This window comes from Sutcliffiella halmapala (assembly GCF_050107295.1).
In the GTDB taxonomy this organism is placed as follows: domain Bacteria; phylum Bacillota; class Bacilli; order Bacillales; family Bacillaceae_I; genus Sutcliffiella_A; species Sutcliffiella_A halmapala_A.
The window spans coordinates 60812-81742 of sequence record NZ_JBNIKR010000013.1; the positions used below are offsets into that span (position 1 = coordinate 60812).

Sequence of the window (20931 nt, forward strand, 5' to 3'; positions counted from 1 at the left end):
GGGGTCTGACCCTCAGCGCTTTAAGCTGCTTTAGGGTCAGGCCCCTTCTTCGTTGTTTCACGTGAAACTTTTCCTTTGTTTCCATATACATAATTGTCAGTAATTTTACAGAAACATTCCTGTTATATGACAAATCATTTGAAAACAGGCTGTAATAACTGTAAAATGAATAGTGTAACTTTAAATTAGGGGGAGTTCGATGAAGAAGAAAAGTAGTTTATTAGTAATGGCTATGTTTCTAGTATTATCGTTATTTTTGGCGGCTTGTGGAAACGGAAACGACGGGGAGTCCACTGGCGAGAAAAGTGATCCAAAACTAATGAGCATGCTGACTGGTGGAACATCTGGTACATATTATCCACTTGGCGGCGAAATGGCTAAAATCATTACAGATGAGACAGGAATCCAAACTGACGCACTTTCTTCCAATGCATCTGCTGATAACGCAGCTGCTCTTGCAAAAGGGGATGCGGAACTTGCATTTGTACAAACGGACGTAATTGCGAATGCAGTTGAAGGTAAAGGTGCTTTTGAAGGAAAAGCGATTGATAACGTCATGGCTATCGGTTCTTTATATCCGGAAACAGTACAAATCGTTACAACTCCAAAATCCGGCATTAAAAGTGTAGAAGATCTTAAAGGTAAGAAAGTTTCTGTAGGTGCTCCTGGTTCCGGTACTTACATGAATGCGGAACAGATTCTTGAAATCCACGGTATGACAATGGATGACATTGATGCACAAAACCTTGACTTCGGTGAATCCACTGGAGGAATCCAGGATGGCAACATCGACGCGGCTTTCATCACTTCCGGAACACCAACAGGAGCGGTTGAAGGATTATCAGCTTCTGCTGATGTCGTGATTGTACCAGTTGCACAAGACAAAATCGATGCATTGATTGAAGAATACCCTTACTATGCAGCAGATACGATCCCTGCAGGTACTTACGGTCTGGAAAGTGACGTAACAACAGTTGCGGTACTTGCGATGCTAGCTGTTACTGACAGCCTTTCAGAGGATCTTGTGTATGACATTACAAAGGCGATCTATGAAAATTCAGGAAGCCTTGCACATGCGAAAGGGAAACTCATCACCCTTGAGACAGCAACAGACGGAATCGGAATCGACTTCCACCCTGGTGCTGAAAAGTACTTCAAGGAAAAAGGATTAATAGATTAATCTACAAACGAATGAAGGAACGGCCGACTGTCAATTTCACTTTGCTGTCGGTCCTTCTTTATTCTTGGCTGTTTTCGCATACATTGTTGCTTTTGACGTATTCAATTTAAACACGTAAAATAAATTGCATTCGTGCTCTTTCCCCGTGTAATAGATTTTTTCTTTTGAATAATACAGGGATAAATGCTGTAAAAAATCCAAAAGCCGATTTTTTACGGACATAAGCTACAAACTTTACGGAAAGAGCCTATTTGTTAACAGAAATAGGTGGTTTTTACCATGAAACTTCTCTCTAAAAAATCAATAGGACTTATTATTTCCTCGTTTACAGCAGTTCTCTTATTGTTTCTTTTTTTATTCCCTCTCCGAACAGCGCTGGTATTTCACGTTGAAAACACAGAGGAAATTCATGCATTCCTTCCCATTGAGGAACAGGAAACCTTCCAACTCATCTTCACCCACTCCATCCATTTGACAGATGTCGTGGAAAAATACCGGGTGATGGACGATCTGCAGATTGTCCAGACAGAAATCGTATATGAGGAATTTGGAATTGGCATGCCTTCCAATGCAGGGGAAGGAGAGAAATTTGTGTATGAAGATGGAAAATACCATATCAAGGATATGAAAAATGTATTCCCCTTCCTGAATATCAGGAATGGAAAAACGGTTTCCGAAAACCGTCTCGTATGGGGAGAAGATGCCGAGAAGATAATCTGGTTCAATGAGTTCTTCACCCCCGGGGACTGGTATAAAGTAAAAGTAGAAAAGCTGACCCTATGGCAGTATTTGAAAGGAATGAAAATTCATGAGTGATACTAAGGACAAATCACACCTAACCGCAGAAGAGCAGGAAAAGCTCTTAAAAAAGTATGATGCAGAGGCCAACACCCGTGATCTTACAGGCTATACCGCTAAAGTACTCTTTTTCATGCTACTGGCCTTTTCTCTGTTCCAGCTATATACAGGAATATTCGGTCAGTTCACGGCCTATATTCAACGTACCGTCCATCTGGGCTTTGCGCTGACTCTCATTTTCCTTTTGTTCCCCGCTCGAAAAGGAATAAAGAAAACGAAGGTCGACTGGTACGATTATATTCTGATAGGATTGGCCATTGTCGTATGTGGTTACTGGCCGGTATTTTATGACACATTGGTTCAACAAATCGGCGGCATCAGTACCCAGCAGACCATCATTGGCGCACTTGCCATTCTGCTCGTATTGGAAGCAACGCGAAGAGCAGTCGGCCTTCCGATCACCATCATCGCAGGGGTATTCATGGTATACGCATTGTTCGGGCCATATATGCCAGGCATTCTGATACATAGAGGGCTTAGCCTGGAGCAATTGATCCAGTCTATGTTCTTTACAACAGAGGGTATTCTAGGGACACCATTACAGGTATCCTCCACCTATATCTTTCTGTTCCTATTATTCGGTGCGTTTCTTGTACAGACTGGGGTCGGGAATTATTTCAATGATTTGGCAATCTCGATTGCAGGGAAACGCATAGGCGGACCTGCCAAGGTTGCCATCTTCTCCAGCGCCTTGCAGGGTACCATTTCCGGTAGTTCTGTTGCCAATACTGTTACAACAGGATCTTATACCATCCCGTTAATGAAAAGACTAGGCTATCACCGTAATTTTGCCGGTGCAGTAGAAGCAGCCGCCTCTACCGGTGGCCAAATCATGCCTCCGATCATGGGTGCAGCTGCATTCCTGATGATTGAATTTGCTGGTGTAGCCTACTGGGATATAGCAAAGGCAGCAACAATTCCAGCTGTTCTTTATTTCTCAGGCATCTGGATAATGACCCACTTTGAAGCGAAGAAAAATGGCTTGCTTGGTTTGCCGAAAGAGGAAATTCCGAAAAAGAGTGTTGTATTAAAGAAAATCCATTTGTTAATTCCAATTCTCGTTATCGTTCTATTACTCTTCCAAGGATTCAGTATTGAAAGAACGGCACTATTGGGTATCTTGAGTGCCATTATTGTAAGTATGTTCCGTAAAGATACTCGTATTACCTTCGATAAGTTCCTTCTTGCACTTACGACAGGAGCCCGGACAGCTTTGGGCGTTGCAGCAGCGACTGCCTGTGCGGGTATAATCGTTGGGGTTGTAACAAAAACCGGGCTTGGATTAAAGATGGGAAACACGCTTGTGGATCTGGCTGGGACATTGTCATCCACGCCAAACATCCAACTATTGCTGACGCTGGTCTTCACGATGATCGCCTCTATCATTCTCGGTATGGGATCACCGACAACAGCAAACTATATCATCACTTCAACGATTGCATTGCCTGCGATTCTTGCATTGAACGATCAGCTTGATGTTGCAATACCTGTACTTGCTGCGCATATGTTTGTTTTCTACTTCGGTATCGTGGCAGACATCACACCACCGGTAGCCCTGGCAGCCTTCGCAGCAACAGGGATTTCAAAAGGGGATCCGATTAAAACCGGGGTAAATGCATCAAAACTTGCCATTGCGGCATTTATCATTCCATATATGTTCGTCTTCCAGCCACAGCTGTTAATGATTGATACGACCATCCTGGAGGTATCCTGGATACTTGTCACCTCCATTGTCGGAATGATCTCCATCGGTGCCGGTCTCATCGGCTTCTGGTACCGCAAGCTGCACTGGATCGAACGAATTATCACTGTTCTTACAGGACTACTCCTGATCTATCCGGAATCCAACACCGACATCATCGGCTTCACTGCATTCGCCATCATGTTGGCACTGCAGATATTCTGGAAGAGAGATAAAGGAAACCTTGGAAGAAAAGCTGAAGCATAATTAATATAGGGGCCTGACCCTCAGTGTGGTAACGCGTAAACCACTGAAGGTCAGGCCCCTTATTAACATTGCACCTGGCCACGTGTCCCTTAAAATTCCCCATCTATACTCCGATTGAATTTATAGCTGTTGAAATGCAATATTTGCGCTTTGACTTTCACCTCTGTGAGAGATTCTTCATTTAGATAAAAGTTGGGACTTTCTTTTAATTTTTGATACTCCTTCGGGTGCTTTCTGTACCATTTCTCCCCTACATTCAATATATCCAGTTTGTTTTCCACCCCGTCATAGTAGATGGATTCGACTTTTGCTTTTATATCTTCTTCTATTTGCTTTTTTAAAGTGTCCAATGTTAGATCCTCCTGCAGTTTTTCCAGGAGGTCGCCACTGACTGAAATTTCTATGGAGAACTTTGGTTTATTTGCAGTTTTTTCATACTTGATTTTCATTTTCGGCTCCCCCAGCTTTACTGCAGCAATTAGATCTCCCTCTTTTTCCACCCTCTGGTCCAATGAAACCTTTTTTTCCAGCAGCCAATTAATGAAGATGGCGTTCTCCAATGGAATTTCCTTCTTGTACTCCTGGTGCTGAAAGGCAGAGTAACCATTCAAAAATAATATCGAATAGTCCTTATCGGCTTTCCAGCTCCCTTGGTCAATTTTAACCGAAGGAATTATCGCAGCTCCCATCGGTTCATAATAATCCCTCAGGAAAAACATCATGCTTGTGGATCTTAATTCATCCTGTGCCTCCAGTCCCATCTTTTCCTTAAAGAGAACGGTATAAATGGCAGGATAGTTGAACAATGCAGGTACGTTTAATACATCCTGGATATCATCTTCTGTCGTGAAAATTCGGAGAGTAGGCCTGAAAGAACGGTTTCTCCCGACTTCCTCCAATACCTCTTCGGACTTCCTCTGAATTAGCCTACTAGTTAACACTAATGTTCTCACATGTCCGAAATAGAGAGGCGGTTCTGATTTTCTATAGAGTTCACTTACTGCCAGATTCAGTGTTTCCCCGGTTGCTGTTGCAATGAAAATTGGAACGGGTTCCACCGGTTTCCCTCCTTCCTGCTTAGCCACATTGGCAAAATTCAACCCTTGGAGATACACGGCGTATTCTTCCTTTTCTTCATCATAATCCATCCCGACTGCCACAATATAGGATAGATCCTGGATATTCTTTACACCGGAACATCCTGTAAGCAGTACCAAACAGATAAGAATGAGACATCTTTCCTTGCCGATCATGAGTGATCCCCCCTTGTGGGATCGTCCGGACTGGTGGCTTTGGTCCTTGTTTTATAAAATTGTGTTGGTGCCTTCAGGAATGCCTTGATCGTCTCTTTTATATCGATTGGGGCAAGAGACCCAAAATAGGGAGTGCCAAAGGATGTTAGGGTGGAAAAATAACATACCGTCAAAATAAAGCCCAATATTACACCGAACAAACCTAGAAATGTACTAAGGATGATTGCAGCAAATCTTAGGATGGTTATGGCCGAACTCAAAGATTGATTCACTAAGGTAAAGGAAGAAATATAGGTTATTGCCGCAACGACCAGCATCGTTGGCGAAGTCAGACCTGCCCTAATTGCAGCATCCCCTACAATCAAACCCCCAAGTACGGCAACAGTCTGTCCGATTGCCCTTGGTAAACGCACTCCCGCTTCATTAAATAGCTCAAAAAGGAAAAGGATGATAAACATTTCTATCGGTGCGGACAAGGGTAGCCCAAATCTGGAAACAGAGATGGTTGCCACAAGGAGATAGGGAATCTGTTCAATATTAAACCCAGAAAACGCAATCCAGATGCTCGGTAAAAATCCGGATACGATAATCCCTATGACCCTGATGATTCTCTCTATCGATACATAGGCATAATTTATATAGTTGTCTTCAGGAGATTTTGTCTGTAACAGCAAACTGATTGGGGCATAGGAAACAGTTGGATTACCATCTACAAGCAGAGCAAATCTGCCTTGGTTCAAAGCTTGTACAATAAAATCAGGCCTTCCAGTAAAATCCATTGTAGGGAAGACAGAGTATGGCGTGTCCCTGATGGTCGATTCCAATTCATATATACTGGTCAATATGTCCAAATCAACTTTTTTCAATCTGCTGTGAATTTCATCTAGAACTTTTTGATCGATAATGTCCTCCAGATACATCAGGACCACTTTTGTATTGCTTCTTTTTCCGATTTTATACTTCTCGAGGCAAAGGGTCGTTGTATTAAGTCTTCTTCTAATCAAGGAAATATTCGTTCTAATATCCTCTACAAATCCATCCTTAGGACCCCTGATGGACGTTTCCAGTGCCGATTCCTCCGGCTGGCGCATCGGTAAATCCCCTGCTTGTATGCAAAAAAGCCGCTCCTCGATAAGAAAAAGAACTTTCCCTTCAAAAAGCAGCTGTGATAACTCATCAATTTTTTTACAAGTAACATCCTCTGCCTGAAAAAGTGACTTAATATTCTTCTGGGTCGATCCTTCCTGAACTCCTCCAAGCTTAGGTAAGATATATTGATCCAGAAAATTGCTATCAATCAAGGTTTCCAGGTAAATGATTTCAAAGCTGCCAGTATCCGTTTCGTGCTCCTTCCATACTAGATCCTGACTTTTCGAGAATTTTCTTTTCAGCTCAGCTGCTTTATCCAACATATTTTCCTCACACTGTGGAGTTGACCCTAGTGTTATTGCCATGTTTTTCATCCCTTTTTTTGATTACTAATATGAGTAGCGCTGATATTAGTATCTGGATTAGAAAGAAAGCCATGCATGCTGGTAAAAAATAGTTATAAATCACTTGAGTAAAATAGTAGGTTTCCACATTAACCATAATCGCTGCAAATAATAGGAGATACATGATAATGACAAGCTTACCATTCAGCCTGTAATGGTTTTTTTTCTTCGTTAAAAAAGTTCCAAGCAAATACATGAACAAGCCTATACGGATGACAGCCCCACTCAACCACTGATATAAAGCAAAGAAATCAAGATGGGAGATATATTCCCCGATATTCAGGACACGCCACTGTTCATAGGCTGGATAGCGGAAGGTCACTGCTTCCGTTGGTCCGAATTCCATAATGGCTGCGGTAAGCGGACCTAGAATCAGGCCTATCAGTATCGTCAATAACAGAACAAGCTGACTGAACTTGATCGTCTTTTGCGTAAATGGCTGCAGCAATATGACAAGATAAATCTCAAGAAGACCGGATAAAACATAGATTCCCCCTTTTATGACAGGTTCATATCCGTCTGCGAGCAGAGGGAACAGAAGATGCGGGTCCTTCAGGTTCGTGTTTGTAATGGCAATGAATATGCCAAAAAGCATGACAAGCGGCAGAAGGAAGCCACTCGAAATGGCCATGGATTTGATTCCAGCCCATGTGATGGCACAACAGACAATAATAAGAATGATATTGATCATTAATACAGAGGTATCGGCCAGAAAATAGGCATTCAGCCATATCACAAGATCTTTGAATGTTAAATAGGAGCTGCAAAATAAAAAGAGAATGACAGGGAGGGATAGAATGGTGGAGAAAACCTTTCCGAACCGGTTCCGAACCATGCTGAAAAAGCCCTCATCCGAGCTGTTTTTCACGATATAGTAGACAAGCCATAAAAAAAAGAGAGCTATCGGGTAACATAAAAGGACACTTAACCAGCTATCCCGACCTGAAGCAGTGAGCAGGTTCGGGATAAGAATCACATGATTAAGCAGCCCCGTTGATAAAATAAGGAGCATAAAAAGCTGTCTTGGAATCAATATCTTAATTAAGCTTTGCATAGGTATCTCCAAGTCTTGTCGTTTTACCGTTTATCGTTACCAGATGTTAGGGAAAATATGTTATAAAAATAAGCAATCAGGGAAAAGTGTAGATTTTTTCCTGATTGCTTATTTCGAGTTTACCTCTTCTTTATCTCTTTTCCACAAAAAACATAGAAATGGCTCCCAAGCCAACATGTGTGCCAACGGAAACCCCCATCTGCATGATGTGGATGTCGCCTGAGAAATCTGTGTCCTGTTCCATCTTTGCTTTTAATTCTTCTGCAATACTGATATCAGATGTATAGCCAATGATGACAAATTCAGTGATGTTCCTATCAAATCTGTTCACAAATTCCTGAACATAGTGCTTCAATACTCTTTTCTGACCTCTTTCCTTTCCGACGATCGCCCCTTTTCCCTGCTTCATGCTCATGATTGGCTTAAGGTTCAGGATCTTACCCAAAAAAGCCGTTGTATTGGTGATTCTGCCGCTTTTTATTAAGTGATTTAAGTCATCGACGGAAAGAAAATGTTTTACATTCACTTTATACTTCTCTATAAATTCCACGATTTCTTCAAATGAAGCTCCTCTTTCTCTCATTAAGGCACTTTTCATGATCAGCCATCCGCTTCCATGGCTCATGCATTTTGAGTCGACTACATGGATCTTGATAGGGGAGTCCGGGTTTTCCTCATAGAAATAATCCTTGGCCAACACACCAGATTGATAGGCACCACTGGTCCCACTAGACATGCAGATACATAATATCTCCCTGTAACCAGCCTCTATCGCCTCTTTAATGATGTTCAAGTACTCCATGGGACTTGGCATCCCCGTTGTCGGGTGCTCCGATAGCGCTTCCAATATACCGTAATATTCATCAGGTTCTATATCCACTCTATCTCGATATACTTTCCCCTCATTATTAATAGTCAATGAAGCCAGGCTAATATCGTGCATCTCAAGCACTTCGTTTGATAAATCACACGTTGAATCTGCCATTATCTTAATCATTCATTTCCTCCAAATAACCGTTCTGCTACAATCTTAACCCAATCCGCCACAATTAACTATCGTGTCTTTGAAAATGGAAATAGTTACTTTACATAACAACAGGGGCCAGACCCCTGTTGTTATGTAAACTAAACCCCACTCCCATTCCACATAAAAGAACCTCTAATCTACATAGAGATCAAAGGTTCTTTTATTGTTTTACTTATTAGGTTAACTACGGACCTCTTCTTTGGCACCAAGTCCAAGCTCAAGGCCGAGCGTCTCAGCGGTTGAACGGTGGAGCTCATGGAAAAGCTCCGGATTATCCACTAGTGACACACCAAACGAAGGGACCATTTCTTTGATTTTCGCTTCCCATTCAAACATATGCTCCGGGAAGCACTTTTCCAGCACTTCAAGCATGACATGGACGGCAGTGGAAGCACCAGGTGAAGCGCCGAGCAATGCAGCTACCGAACCATCCGAAGCACTGACCACTTCGGTACCGAATTGAAGCGTTCCTTTTCCTGCCTCTGTATCTTTGATGACCTGGACACGCTGACCCGCCACCACGATACTCCAATCCTCACTCTTTGCATTTGGAATAAACTCGCGCAACTCCTCCATGCGCTTTTCATTCGATAACAGCACTTGTTGGATCAGGTATTTTGTCAATGCCATCTCTTTAAAGCCTGCAGCCAGCATAGTCATGACATTATTCGGTTTTACGGATCCAATCAAATCCAAGTTGGAGCCTGTTTTCAGGAACTTAGGCGAAAAGCCCGCAAACGGTCCGAATAGCAAAGTTTTTTTGTTGTCGATATACCTTGTATCAAGATGTGGCACAGACATTGGAGGAGCCCCAACCTTTGCCTTCCCGTATACCTTTGCATGATGCTTCTCCACAACTTCCGGATTGTTGCATACCAAAAACAGGCCACTTACCGGGAATCCTCCAATTTGCTTGGACTCTGGGATACCGGTTTTTTGCAACAAGTGCAGACTTCCGCCTCCACCACCGATAAATACAAATTTTGCTGTATGAAATTCGGTTTTACCGCTCTTGATATCATGCACTTTCACTTCCCACGAGCCGTCTGCGGTCCGCTTAATGTCCTTCACACTGTGCTCGTAGTTCATCTCGACATCTTTGCTTTTTAAGTGATCAAACAACATACGTGTCAATGCACCGAAATTGACATCTGTTCCAGAGTCGATTTTCGTTGCGGCTATTGGTTCGCTCGCTGTCCGGCCTTCCATCATAAGCGGCATCCATTCCCTCAGTTTTTCCAGCTCATCGGAAAATTCCATCCCGTGAAACAGAGGATTATTTGATAGCGCTTGCATCCGATTTTTCAAAAACGTTACATTTTCTTCCCCTTCTACAAAACTGATATGAGGAATCGGCATGATGAAGTCCTGAGGATTACGAATCACTTTATTTTTTACAAGATAGGACCAATACTGCCTGGAAAGCTGAAACTGTTCATTCACCTTGACAGCTTTACTGATATCAATGGAGCCATCCGCCTTTACTGACGTATAGTTAAGCTCACACAACGCAGCATGTCCCGTGCCCGCATTATTCCATTCGTTCGAGCTTTCTTCCCCTGCGCTCGCAAGCTTCTCAAACACTTTTATTTTCCAATCAGGTGCCAGTTCTTTCAGTAGTGCACCCAAAGTAGCGCTCATCACTCCGGCTCCGATCAAGATAACGTCTGTTTTATTCTGTACGTTGCTCATTATTACATCCACATCCCCTATATTTATAAAAAGAGCATGCACGCCTGCCAATGTTTCACCAAAAGCAAGGCGCCACCTAAGAAACAAAACCATTCCATCCAAATACTATTATATCGTATCTATTAGATTTATTTATAGATTAGAAATATCTACTATTATCTGACTATTATAAACTATATTTCGCTGGGAAAAAAGGAGAAGTCTGTTCTTCCCGCAACTTATTACTTCTATTTCTATCTTTTTAGTGGGGATGTAAAGGGAAAGTGGCAGTTCGCTGAATTACTTCAGGGACTAAAAAATGAAGAGGCTGTCCGCAAAGTCTATAATAAACTGATCTTTGGTGCCTCTTTTTCTTTTAATATTGCAGGGGCACTTTTGTTAGAATGATAGTTACACGTGTTAGATTGTTAAAAATGAACACAAAAAAATGATAATGGGTACATAGTCGGTTTAGAATATTAAGTATTTTTAACTATAAAAGAGTTCTCTGATTCAATTTAGCAATTCACTCTAAGTACTATGTATTTATCAATGTAATTTTGGAAAGGATGCTAGTGTAGTAATTTTTCAACCTTTAAGGATTATAGGGGGAATAAGCAGTGGAATTAATGCAAATATCTTTAAAATTAGTAACAGGTTTCTTTATACTATTTCTGTTAATCAGAATAATAGGAAAGAAAATAATAAACCAGTTTACCCCATTTCATTTCATATCAGCCATTGTCTTGAGCGAATTGTTGGGAAATGCCATCTATGAAAAAAATGTGCTTATTAGCCATATTTTCTTTACTATACTTATATGGGGATGTTTATTGTTCATAGTTGAATACATTGCTCAAAAATCTCTTTTATTAAGACATATGTTTGAAGGGAAGCCTTCCATGGTTATTAGAAATGGGCAGATTGACTTTGAGCAGTTAAAAAAGAGTCGTATGAATATTAATCAATTACAAAGTTTACTTCGACAAAGTGAAACTTTTTCTATCCGTGAAGTAGCATTTGCACTGATTGAACCGAATGGCTCAATCAGTGTACTGAAAAAGGCACAATATCAAAAAACTACCTTACAAGACTTTGATATGCCACCCCAGCCTGTTTATCTTCCCTTAGCACTAATTAGAGATGGGGTATTAATTAAGGAGCATTTAAAAGAAATAAACAAAGACCACCAATGGTTAAAGAACCAATTATTAACCCACAGCATAAATAGGATTGAAGATGTACTTTTTGCTGAATGGCTAGAAGATGATGGTTTATTTGTCATCCCACATAAATCACAAAATATTCAACATAAATAACATTCATTAAAATACTGTGTGCTATTTATGGTACGGTTCACCGTGACAAAACAAACGGTAAACAAAAAAAAAGTGGTTGACGATAGAAATAGCGTCAACCACTCTGGCTTTAATAAGAAAAATATCTAGTTATTGGCAATATTTAAAGAGTTAGATACCACTAGTACAGCATCCCCATTGTTAGCCTCAACATTGATAATATAATCTCCACCACTAATAAATTCCATATCAAATGAATATTTAAAATACTTATTTTCAAGATTACTAACTAATGCATTTTGAAGGTAAAAGTTACGTTCACCTGCAAAAATTGTTGCATTCACACTTTGATGATTAATAAGTATCTTACACTCTTTATTAACACTAATTTTCACATCAGGGACTGTTTGAAGAGTCATAGTAGAAGTTACATAAATCTCCATAGATGTTAATCTATTTTTCACAATTCTACTACCACTGTTTTTTGGGAAAAATGAACATTGCATGTAAGACTGATTATTGTTATTTCTTCTAAGAAAGAATGCACTAACCTTGTCTCTTTCAGCTTTTAGCTCATTGTTTTGTGTCAAAATTATATTATATAAAAATTGGATAACAACAGCATAAATAATTAAGATGCTTAACCAAAATAAGTGTAACCCATTAGTGTAGCTACCACCAAGTATAGATCCCAAAATTATTAATACTGCTGTAATTACTATGTTAATTACAGTCGATAATCGCATTAATAACTTTCCTCGTGAATTTTATTAAATAAATTTCATCACTATTATCTACAGAAATTCTTCCATTACTATAAATAGATACAAATTGTCCATCAACAGACATGGTTAATCTGTCTAAAGTATATTCATTTACTATGTTTTTGAATATTTCTTCACTTACAGAATCTAAGTAGAAATCTTCTTCTTCATTTTTATATTCTAATTTTTTTATAAAGCCCGTTAATGAAGTATATACACTTAGGAACTGGCTATTGTCTATAGCCACTCGTTGAATTGAAACGTTAGCCTTTTGTTCTATATGTTCTGCTAAATCCTTTTGGTACTCTTCTAATACTTCCTCTAACAAGAAAAAGTTACTTTCCAAGAAGAAGAAACAATTAATAAATTGAGTGAATGGTAGGTTCATTTGGTTTCCGACCCTTTTTGTACCTACCAAATATTCATCTTTAATGTGGTAAACGATATGGAACATATCTTTTTCAATCTCATTAAAATGGAACAACTCAATGTCTTCGTGCTTTTTAAAAAAATTCACCTTATTAACAGATAACTTCTTTAAACGTTTAGGATTATCAACTTCAAATAAAGTGAAATTCAAAACTATACCTCCTCTTTCAATCCTTTAAGTACACGATGTAAATAAAGAATAAACTCCTCTATAGAAGATCCTCCTAACTCATCCTCGTTTAAGACCACTCGATTTCCTTGACTATATAATTTAACAGTGACTGTGTTTGGAGCACCAGGTGCATCATATGGCAATTCAAATGTTATATGTGACATTTTTCCATGTTCTCTGTAATCCTCATTTACTTGGGATGGAAATTGATCATTGGCTGGATCAATTTCAAAAGATACTCTTTTTGTACTGTCGCCATATCTTTCTATTTTATCCAACTTCGCTGCTGTCCAATCATATCTATCTTGGATTTTCCTTAAGAGACGATCGTCTAATCGAAATGTAGTAGCCTCAAACCCAAGTTCTTCTATGAGTGATTTAACCTTACTCTTTGCAATCTCCTCATTTGAATTATCAAATTTAATGATAAGATCACTTTCTTCAGAGACTATAGTAAAAGATTTGCTATAATAATGATGTTGGATTCTCTCTGTAGTTAAATCATTATTCACCAATCTTGCCTCGTTGAAATAACCAAGACTTCCTTGTGAAGCACAATAACTTTCTACAACGTTCCTATCATCTCTAACCAGAATATAAGGGTTAATGAATCCTTCACCGTTTATTCTTCCTTCATTATTAATTGGTGCTCTTTTTTCAATCATTGCCTCTCTTAATAGGGCTAAGTTTAGCTGTCCCTCTTCTGAGTAAAACAGGTCTAATTGCTCCGATGTATTTAATGTATAAAAGTAGAAGAAATTCATATTATCCTCCATATAAAAAAATATGTTATAAGTCAAGTATCTAATATTGAAAAAAATTGTCAAGTGAAATGTAGTTGTAGAAACGAATAATCATAAATAATTTATCGTCATTTAACTCGGTTTCATAATTCTTGGAGTGATAATGATATGAGATTTACCTTTTCTAAAGGTACCAAAAAGACATTAAGAAGCAAAAGGATATAAGCAAATAAATTGACTTAAAGAAAAGACTCGAAAATGGGAAGAAATTAAGGTGGTATGAGAAAAAAGGATATCCAGAATACTAATTACAAGAAGAACAATTACAGGAAAAAATTAAAAAATACTAAAAAGAAAGCCCCATAAATTCTAGGGACTTCCTTTATATAGATCGCTTGATTGCAAAAACTTGTTCTTTCAATTAATTCATCGTCATGCCCAAAAAGTCTTTAAAATCCACTTTCGCACTGGTATTGCACAGATAGCAAATATAAACGGCATGCCAAAAAGAGCATTCAAATCTAATACACCTTCAGAAAAACAGTAAACTACCGCAACCACGAATCCAAATATTGCCCCATAAAACATTGCTTTAAATATCATACGTTAACCATCCTTTTACCATTGTATTTTTGTAAATATTATTTACATATGCCCCTTTTCCTTTAATGAAATAAACTTGTCTGCACATACAACAAGATGATCTAACACATCAATCCCAATAATCTTTCCCGCTTCAACTAGCCTCTTGGTAACTTCAATATCCTCACGACTAGGTGTAGGATCGTTACTAGGGTGATTATGAGCAACAATTATTGATGCAGAATTTGAGAGTATAGCCGGCTTTAATACCTCTCTTGGGTGTACTATGCTTGCATTCAAGCTGCCAATATGACAAATATTAATTGCTGTAGGTTGATTCTTCGTATCTAAACACACGACAATGAAGTGTTCCCTATCGATGTCTACAAGAAACTGCTTTAGTAGCATATAGGCATCCTCAGGCGACTTAACATTTCTTTCTGGATAAAGAAAGCTATTTTCTTTTACTAATTTTAAGCTAACGATATTAACTCGTTTAGCTGGATACTTTGGTAGAAGATTTTCCTCTAATAGCCTTAATTGCTCATTTCTAGGTACTAAGTAATTTTTCATCATTTATTTCCTCCATATTTTTGATTTTGGTTTTGATACAAAACTAGAGAGAAATTAAAAGAGGGCGAATCTTCATTTGAAGATTCGCCCTCTTTTTTTCCTAGTATATGATTCTTTGATTTCCCATCAAAATGTAATATTATCGTATCAACTTTCCTTTCATTATTGATTGTTATTCGCTCCACTACCATATTTAAGATTGTTTTCTTTTTATCATGAGCAGCATTTCGGATAATTTGGTTAAAGTTTGTCATTAGGTTTTTTACAACCTGATAATCAACTGGTTCAGAGTTATTTAATCTGAGCTTTGCTTGTAGAGATTCTTTAAGCTTTATTTTATTTTTAACTTCTTCAGTAATTGATGCAAGTCTTTGGGATAAATCTTCCTTTGAAATCATGCTGTCTTCGTATAGTTCGAACCACTTACTCTTTTTCATATCAAATGCACAGATCTCCTTTTCAATCTGTTGCATCTGATCCTCCAAAGGCTTGATCGTGCTTTTTCTTTTCTCGTTAATATTATTTACAAGGTCCTTTAATATATTTTCGTTAAATAAGCTGAGGTGGATCTTATCAAACACGAATTGTTCCACTGCATCTGCTTTTACACTATTTGACCTACAAGCTGCTGTTCCTTTGTTCCTCCATGCTCCACATTGATAATATCTGTGGATAACATAGTTCCCATCTTTATGCTTTTTCTTTACCCTACCAGCAACCATGGATGCTCCACACATAGGACACTTTATAAGGCCGGTTAAAGGATAAGAACCACTATATATTCTATTAGGTTTATGGGACCTCTCACTATATAGTCTTTGGACCCTCTCCCATAATTCAATAGGTATTATAGGCTTATGCTCACCTTCAACTATTATAGGATTTTTATTCAACCCCTTTCTTCTTTTCTCACTCCAGTTTTCTCTCCGATTAAATCTGATTTTGCCAATGTATATTGGATTCATTAGGATTTCTTTAACTGCATTTATTGAAAATAAATTTCCTTTCTTAGATTTATAACCTAATTTGTTTATATGATTAGTTAAGCTCTTTAAACCTCTCCCCTCTGAATATAAACGAAAAATTTCTTTAACAATAAATGCTTCTGTTTCTACTATTTCTAGCCTTGTTTTATTTTCATCTATTTCGCTTTTCACACTCACATACCCTAGAACCACCCCACCATTCCATTTTCCAGCCCTCGCTCTTTGTTTCATTCCCATCTTCACATTGTCTACTATGGTCCCTCTTTCAAACTCACCAATTGAACCTAGTAAACTCATCATTAATTTACCTATTTGAGTTGATGTATCAAATGGTTCTGTACAGCTTCTAAATGCAATATTATTTTTGTTTAACACTTCTACAATATTTAATAGGTCTAGTTGATTTCTTGCCATTCTATTAGTCTTCCATACCCATACTTCTTCAAACTTTCCTTGATTAGCATCTTTAAGAAGTTGCTGTAAGTTTAACCTGTTTTTAATAGATTTCCCGCTTATTCCTCGATCGACATACTGAAATTCAACATGTCTCCCCTCATGTTCACACTTCCGTATAATGGTTTCTATTTGCGCATCAATTGAGTAACCTTCTTCTGCTTGCTCTGCAGTCGATACCCTTGCATACAGTGCAGTTTTTATCATAAGTCCTCTACCTCACTATCACTATTAAGCTCCTGATTCAACAGGTCTCCTATAAAATCGATCAAAATTACATAGTCACTTTTTCCATACTGCTCATCCATTAGATATCCCCCGCATATGTCACAGGAAGTCATGCAAACCAAGGCTTTTTCTTTTAACTCAAAGATATAATATATATCTATAAAGATTTATATTACTATCTTCGTATACCTGACCTGCATGATAATCCTATATAAGATTTTGTAGCCAATTGTAGATGCCTGGTAGTAGAAGATTTGTTCCAAAATCTACAGCACATTGACCGTTCCACTAGCATAATTACTACGTTCCTGACATTTACGTAGATAAAGTAGCCATTTTTAATTAAAATCATTTTTATTCCTTCTCATACTCCCGCTGCTTTAACGTTATTCCAATGTAACCATCCAATGGTGTTGATTTATTTAATCTGAATTTTGTTTGTTTTACAGGCAGCTTCTTTACTTCCGAAAAAAACTCTTTTTTGCTCAATATAGTTTGGCAGTTATCTCTTCCATACGTTAAATAAGCTGAATACAAATCTCTCTTATGGACTCTACAATGATCGTTATTAGGCTCTAGTTTGCACATTACATTAACGAAGTCATTTATATTGTTCATCTCACTTTTGTATTGATTCTTGAATTCAATAGAATCTCGACATTCAGTAAATACAAAATTATTTTTTATTAAGCGTTTTAAACCTTTTATTGCCCATTGGACAATAAAATCCTTTTCTGAACGCAATTTATCTTTAAGTTTATAATCCCTTTCACTTTCTGGAATCGTATTATTAAATACAACAAATACAATTCTGTCGATAAATGCCGTTGTATCGTCTAAAGTCTGCAACTTTGGCATAGCATTGCCGGCCATAATTACCTTACAGCGGTTAACAAAGTTTATCGCAGACTTATATTTAACATCTCCTCTTACTCTATCGCTTCCTGTTAATGATTTTATGATGTCGATATTTTTCAAGGCATTGTCATTTAACTCTCCGCAAACATTCAGCTTCTTCTTATATAGATCAGATAATGCAAATTTTTTACTTAATTCATGAAGAGGAACATTACTTGTGTAATCTATTCCAATTATTTCTGTCAATAATTCTAATAATGTACTCTTTCCTGTATGTGGGGCACCTATTAGTACAAACCATTTTTTTGCATTTGTGTAGTTTGAGATTGAGTATCCTAATAGCTCTTGTATCTGCCTCATTTTATCCTCGGCTCCCTCTGTACATTGATTGATAAAATCCAAAAAATGTAATCCATTAGGTTGTTGCCTTTCGTAATTAGCATTTATAAAGCTTGTAAAGCTGTATTTCGGAGAATGACTTAGTACTCTGTCTTTTTTGATATTTAGAACACAATCATTAAAATTTATCAAATGTGAGTAATTATCTAAATCGTCTTCATTTATTTGAATTGCTTCACTACTCTTCAATCGATCAATTATGCCGTCAACTGTACCTTTAGAAAGTAGTCTTTCTATTTTATCTGACCAACCGCTTCGTACAAGAGTCCTGATTTGATAGTCCTCAAGTTCAAAGAAGCAACCTTTTTCAGTGTTATATAGGTAAAGGGTATCTTTCAAACACTTAAGGGTGTATCTTATAAGTATTTTTGAATATATATCAAACTCGATATTCTTATTATTGCTATCCTTCTGTGGCTGAACCTTAAAGTCTTTTATATTAATATTTACTTTCTCAGTAGTATTCTCTTTAGAAACTAACTCCAAGACCTTAGAATTTTCTTCCTCATAAGTATTATCTACAAGGAATAAATCATCTAACTCACCAAGCTCTAAGTTAAGTAATTGGTCTCTTCCTGGTGGATCAAAACTAATCTCATTATTTTTTAAATAACCTACTGGGATATCATTTAATTTAACCTTAGAAAAATTTTTATTTTCACGTAAATCAGTAAGTTCGTGATCATACAAATATTCATCTGATACCGATTCGATTGGTAAATCACTAATTTTTTTCCGGACAATATCTTGAAAATCACTTGTTTTTACCATTGATAAATACTCCTTTAACAAATTTTTAATAACTTCCGTAATCTTTATCTTCATCGTCAAGAAGTAAGTCATGAATAGCTGGAAAAAAGGAACCTACTAAAGTAAAGGCATTGTTACGAAGCTCTTTGAACATTGATTCCTTTTTTACAATTATTTCACTTATTTTACTGTTTAATTTACTATTGAAAACTGTCAACTGAGCAAACGATTGATTTTCAATATAAGCCAAAACTAAGTTTCTATCGTTCACTTCTTCTTCCTCTTTAAGAATAAATGCTGCATCTTTGTTATAACCATATAATCGTTTTTCCTCAGAATTTCTTCGATCAACAATTATTCTTAACTCACTACTCTGAACATTTAGATCGTTTACATACGACAATGCAATTTTTTTATTTCCGATATTTCCATTACAAACCTTTCTCTTTGGATTTATATGACATAGTAGAAAGAAAGTAGGTTCAATTCTTCTGTTCCCAACACACACATATGAATTTTCCCCATCACATGCAATCAATTGGATCAATGAATTACCTTCCGACATTTTTTCTAGAAGGTTTTCCTCTGCTTTAGTTAAGTCACTTACAAATGCCATAGCTTATCTCTCCTTTTAAATTTATTTACAAGAATTAAATTATCACCCCAAATTACCGGGTGTATTTATTGAATTTTCTGAATACACATCCTGAAAGCTTGAAATAGAAAAGCCGCTTCCCTTGTAAGAGAGCGGCTTTTCTATAAGTAAATTTATATTTTTTCTTCAAATAATTTTTCAATATCTATATTTGCATTATTAAATTTTTCCATTACTAAACGTGAATTAACTTCAAAGTCCCTAAATATTTCTAAAGCCTTTTCTAGACCACTATCTTTATCAAATTCTAATGCAAGCCCCTTGGTAACGAACTCTCTTGCAACGTAAGATAAATATTCTTCTAGGGATTCGGGTTTAAGCCTAATTATTTCAAACAAATGATCTATAGACTCCTCAGAAAATCCCCTCCGGAATCCATTCACTTTTTTAACTTTTTTATAAAAATCTATAAGATCCTCTGAATAATTAATCTCAGCTTCTTCTATACGTAAACCTAATTCATCCTCTAAATCCGTTAACTTGTATCCAGCAACATCTTTTAATGCTTGGTACAGGAACAACTTATTCTTAATCCCTTTTAATATTCTAGCTTCCTCTTTTTCAAATACTTCCTCACTCTTAATGGATAGTATCCCTTTAGGAGCGACTATTTTATCTACGAGGTATTCTTTTAATAGCGGTACATACAAAAAAATCATTATAAATAGTTCGATATAGCCTTTACCTTTAATAAACGGGAAACTGTTATTTTCTTTAACGATCCGCTCTGCTAAATAAAGCTTTAACCTTATATCCTCGATTAAGGAGAAAGATGCAATCACCTTCAAGTAATTTCTCTTATCTTTTTTAGAGAGCCTATTGATCTCCTCTTGCGGAATAAATGACCATACTTTAAGCAAAAAAAGAATATCTGTCTCTCTTTCAAGTTCAAGAATGTCTTTTGTAGGATTTGTTCTACTACCATTTAAATTTAACAATCTAATATACTGATAGTAATGAGTTACAAGATCGTTGTGAAAACTCTCTATATCGAGAATCTTATCAGGTCTTGGTTTTATAATTCTTTGCTTATCTACATATAACTTGTAATATATCGGAAATAAAGTGTTTTCCCTTTCTTTAAAAGGATATGTAAAATTTATTAGACCGTCTTCTCCGTCTAATTTATATCCCGACTCTAAACTGTCTTCTTTATTATTGGTATTGAATTTAAAAGTCTCAGTTATATAACTCTGAAAGCTTTCACTATGTACTATATGTATTTCGGTTTGCATTTGCTCAAACAGTTTACCTATAGTTGTATCCACTAAAGGTTCATCAAAGTAACTCCCTAGAATACGCTCTTCCTGTTGACTAAAATTTGTTGCCTCTTCAATAATGAGCTGGAGAACATACTTTTTTACATAATCTTCTACTACAGCAGCCACTAAATCTAGGCCAACACAAACTTGATTGAATTTTTCTCCTAGCTCAACTGTTTCAAGTATATCTTCGTAGTTTGTATTGTTAACGTTAAAGCGAAATCCTAATTCTTCATATAATTCCTCTTTTAATTTCTTGGTTAACTTTTGCATCTCACACCTCTTTAAATGACAA

Annotated in this window: 18 protein-coding genes; 4 read left to right on the forward strand and 14 right to left on the reverse strand. The window is 37.3% G+C overall.

The annotated features are described in order from the left end of the window. The first annotated feature begins 199 nt into the window (after positions 1–199). The 3 genes from ACQCT5_RS18970 (at position 200) to ACQCT5_RS18980 (ending at position 3986) form a co-directional block, all read left to right on the forward strand. Positions 200–1180: a TAXI family TRAP transporter solute-binding subunit gene (locus tag ACQCT5_RS18970; protein WP_499644172.1), complete on the forward strand. Its 981-nt coding sequence runs from the start codon at positions 200–202 to the stop codon at positions 1178–1180. Between the two features lie 279 nt (positions 1181–1459). Continuing rightward, positions 1460–1996, forward strand: coding sequence for a DUF1850 domain-containing protein (locus ACQCT5_RS18975; protein ID WP_499644174.1), 537 nt, complete (start codon positions 1460–1462; stop codon positions 1994–1996). After that, complete coding sequence (locus tag ACQCT5_RS18980; protein WP_499644176.1) at positions 1989–3986, forward strand: TRAP transporter permease; 1998 nt, start codon at positions 1989–1991, stop codon at positions 3984–3986. The genes ACQCT5_RS18975 and ACQCT5_RS18980 overlap by 8 nt, the downstream gene beginning before the upstream one ends. Before the next feature lie 89 nt (positions 3987–4075). Here ACQCT5_RS18980 and ACQCT5_RS18985 read toward each other — a convergent pair whose 3' ends face one another. From ACQCT5_RS18985 to ACQCT5_RS19005, 5 genes are all read right to left on the reverse strand, one after another. Beyond that, positions 4076–5239, reverse strand: a complete 1164-nt coding sequence (locus tag ACQCT5_RS18985) for a Ger(x)C family spore germination protein (protein WP_499644178.1) — start codon at positions 5237–5239, stop codon at positions 4076–4078. Beyond that, positions 5236–6693 (reverse strand): spore germination protein, encoded by a 1458-nt coding sequence (locus tag ACQCT5_RS18990; protein WP_499644180.1) that lies wholly within the window; start codon positions 6691–6693, stop codon positions 5236–5238. The genes ACQCT5_RS18985 and ACQCT5_RS18990 overlap by 4 nt, the downstream gene beginning before the upstream one ends. After that, a complete protein-coding gene (locus tag ACQCT5_RS18995; RefSeq protein WP_499644183.1) occupies positions 6659–7786 on the reverse strand; it encodes a GerAB/ArcD/ProY family transporter in 1128 nt (375 codons plus the stop codon). Before ACQCT5_RS18995 ends, ACQCT5_RS18990 begins: the two co-directional genes overlap by 35 nt. A 130-nt stretch (positions 7787–7916) precedes the next feature. Beyond that, complete coding sequence (locus ACQCT5_RS19000) at positions 7917–8783, reverse strand: DegV family protein (protein ID WP_499644185.1); 867 nt, start codon at positions 8781–8783, stop codon at positions 7917–7919. A 210-nt stretch (positions 8784–8993) separates the two neighbouring features. After that, complete coding sequence (locus tag ACQCT5_RS19005) at positions 8994–10532, reverse strand: malate:quinone oxidoreductase (RefSeq protein WP_499644296.1); 1539 nt, start codon at positions 10530–10532, stop codon at positions 8994–8996. Positions 10533–11104: 572 nt separating this feature from the next. Between ACQCT5_RS19005 and ACQCT5_RS19010 the strand changes: the two genes are divergently transcribed. Continuing rightward, positions 11105–11803, forward strand: coding sequence for a DUF421 domain-containing protein (locus ACQCT5_RS19010; protein WP_499644187.1), 699 nt, complete (start codon positions 11105–11107; stop codon positions 11801–11803). Positions 11804–11928: 125 nt separating this feature from the next. Here the strand turns inward: ACQCT5_RS19010 and ACQCT5_RS19015 are convergent, their stop codons facing one another. The 9 genes from ACQCT5_RS19015 to ACQCT5_RS19055 all read right to left on the reverse strand — a co-directional run bounded on the left by ACQCT5_RS19015 (position 11929) and on the right by ACQCT5_RS19055 (position 20909). Continuing rightward, the gene (locus tag ACQCT5_RS19015; protein ID WP_499644189.1) at positions 11929–12528 is read right to left on the reverse strand and encodes a hypothetical protein; all 600 of its coding nucleotides are present in this window, start codon (positions 12526–12528) and stop codon (positions 11929–11931) included. After that, positions 12506–13126 (reverse strand): hypothetical protein, encoded by a 621-nt coding sequence (locus ACQCT5_RS19020; protein ID WP_499644191.1) that lies wholly within the window; start codon positions 13124–13126, stop codon positions 12506–12508. Before ACQCT5_RS19020 ends, ACQCT5_RS19015 begins: the two co-directional genes overlap by 23 nt. A 2-nt stretch (positions 13127–13128) precedes the next feature. Further along, positions 13129–13911: a hypothetical protein gene (locus ACQCT5_RS19025; RefSeq protein WP_499644193.1), complete on the reverse strand. Its 783-nt coding sequence runs from the start codon at positions 13909–13911 to the stop codon at positions 13129–13131. 411 nt (positions 13912–14322) lie between these two features. Beyond that, positions 14323–14493 carry a hypothetical protein gene (locus ACQCT5_RS19030; protein ID WP_499644195.1) on the reverse strand — a complete coding sequence of 57 codons (171 nt, stop codon included), beginning with the start codon at positions 14491–14493 and terminating at the stop codon, positions 14323–14325. 42 nt (positions 14494–14535) lie between these two features. Further along, positions 14536–15045: a RadC family protein gene (radC, locus tag ACQCT5_RS19035; protein WP_499644298.1), complete on the reverse strand. Its 510-nt coding sequence runs from the start codon at positions 15043–15045 to the stop codon at positions 14536–14538. Further along, positions 15045–16691, reverse strand: a complete 1647-nt coding sequence (locus ACQCT5_RS19040; RefSeq protein WP_499644197.1) for a recombinase family protein — start codon at positions 16689–16691, stop codon at positions 15045–15047. The genes radC and ACQCT5_RS19040 overlap by 1 nt, the downstream gene beginning before the upstream one ends. A gap of 375 nt (positions 16692–17066) precedes the next feature. Beyond that, a complete protein-coding gene (locus tag ACQCT5_RS19045) occupies positions 17067–18740 on the reverse strand; it encodes a DNA primase family protein (RefSeq protein WP_499644199.1) in 1674 nt (557 codons plus the stop codon). A 25-nt stretch (positions 18741–18765) separates the two neighbouring features. Further along, on the reverse strand, positions 18766–19335 hold the full coding sequence (locus ACQCT5_RS19050) for a hypothetical protein (protein ID WP_499644201.1): 570 nt from the start codon (positions 19333–19335) through the stop codon (positions 18766–18768). A 152-nt stretch (positions 19336–19487) separates the two neighbouring features. After that, positions 19488–20909 (reverse strand): hypothetical protein, encoded by a 1422-nt coding sequence (locus ACQCT5_RS19055; RefSeq protein WP_499644203.1) that lies wholly within the window; start codon positions 20907–20909, stop codon positions 19488–19490. Positions 20910–20931 lie beyond the last annotated feature (22 nt).

Coding starts and splice junctions, on each gene's coding strand:
- ACQCT5_RS19000 (WP_499644185.1), bottom strand. CDS start 8,783: ATGATTAAGATAATGGCAGATTCAACGTGTGATTTATCAAACGAAGTG.
- ACQCT5_RS18985 (WP_499644178.1), bottom strand. CDS start 5,239: ATGATCGGCAAGGAAAGATGTCTCATTCTTATCTGTTTGGTACTGCTT.
- ACQCT5_RS18970 (WP_499644172.1), top strand. CDS start 200: ATGAAGAAGAAAAGTAGTTTATTAGTAATGGCTATGTTTCTAGTATTA.
- ACQCT5_RS18995 (WP_499644183.1), bottom strand. CDS start 7,786: ATGCAAAGCTTAATTAAGATATTGATTCCAAGACAGCTTTTTATGCTC.
- ACQCT5_RS19055 (WP_499644203.1), bottom strand. CDS start 20,909: ATGCAAAAGTTAACCAAGAAATTAAAAGAGGAATTATATGAAGAATTA.
- ACQCT5_RS18990 (WP_499644180.1), bottom strand. CDS start 6,693: ATGGCAATAACACTAGGGTCAACTCCACAGTGTGAGGAAAATATGTTG.
- ACQCT5_RS19030 (WP_499644195.1), bottom strand. CDS start 14,493: ATGATATTTAAAGCAATGTTTTATGGGGCAATATTTGGATTCGTGGTT.
- ACQCT5_RS19025 (WP_499644193.1), bottom strand. CDS start 13,911: ATGAATTTCTTCTACTTTTATACATTAAATACATCGGAGCAATTAGAC.
- ACQCT5_RS19045 (WP_499644199.1), bottom strand. CDS start 18,740: ATGGTAAAAACAAGTGATTTTCAAGATATTGTCCGGAAAAAAATTAGT.
- ACQCT5_RS19050 (WP_499644201.1), bottom strand. CDS start 19,335: ATGGCATTTGTAAGTGACTTAACTAAAGCAGAGGAAAACCTTCTAGAA.
- ACQCT5_RS18980 (WP_499644176.1), top strand. CDS start 1,989: ATGAGTGATACTAAGGACAAATCACACCTAACCGCAGAAGAGCAGGAA.
- radC (WP_499644298.1), bottom strand. CDS start 15,045: ATGAAAAATTACTTAGTACCTAGAAATGAGCAATTAAGGCTATTAGAG.
- ACQCT5_RS18975 (WP_499644174.1), top strand. CDS start 1,460: ATGAAACTTCTCTCTAAAAAATCAATAGGACTTATTATTTCCTCGTTT.
- ACQCT5_RS19015 (WP_499644189.1), bottom strand. CDS start 12,528: ATGCGATTATCGACTGTAATTAACATAGTAATTACAGCAGTATTAATA.
- ACQCT5_RS19040 (WP_499644197.1), bottom strand. CDS start 16,691: ATGATAAAAACTGCACTGTATGCAAGGGTATCGACTGCAGAGCAAGCA.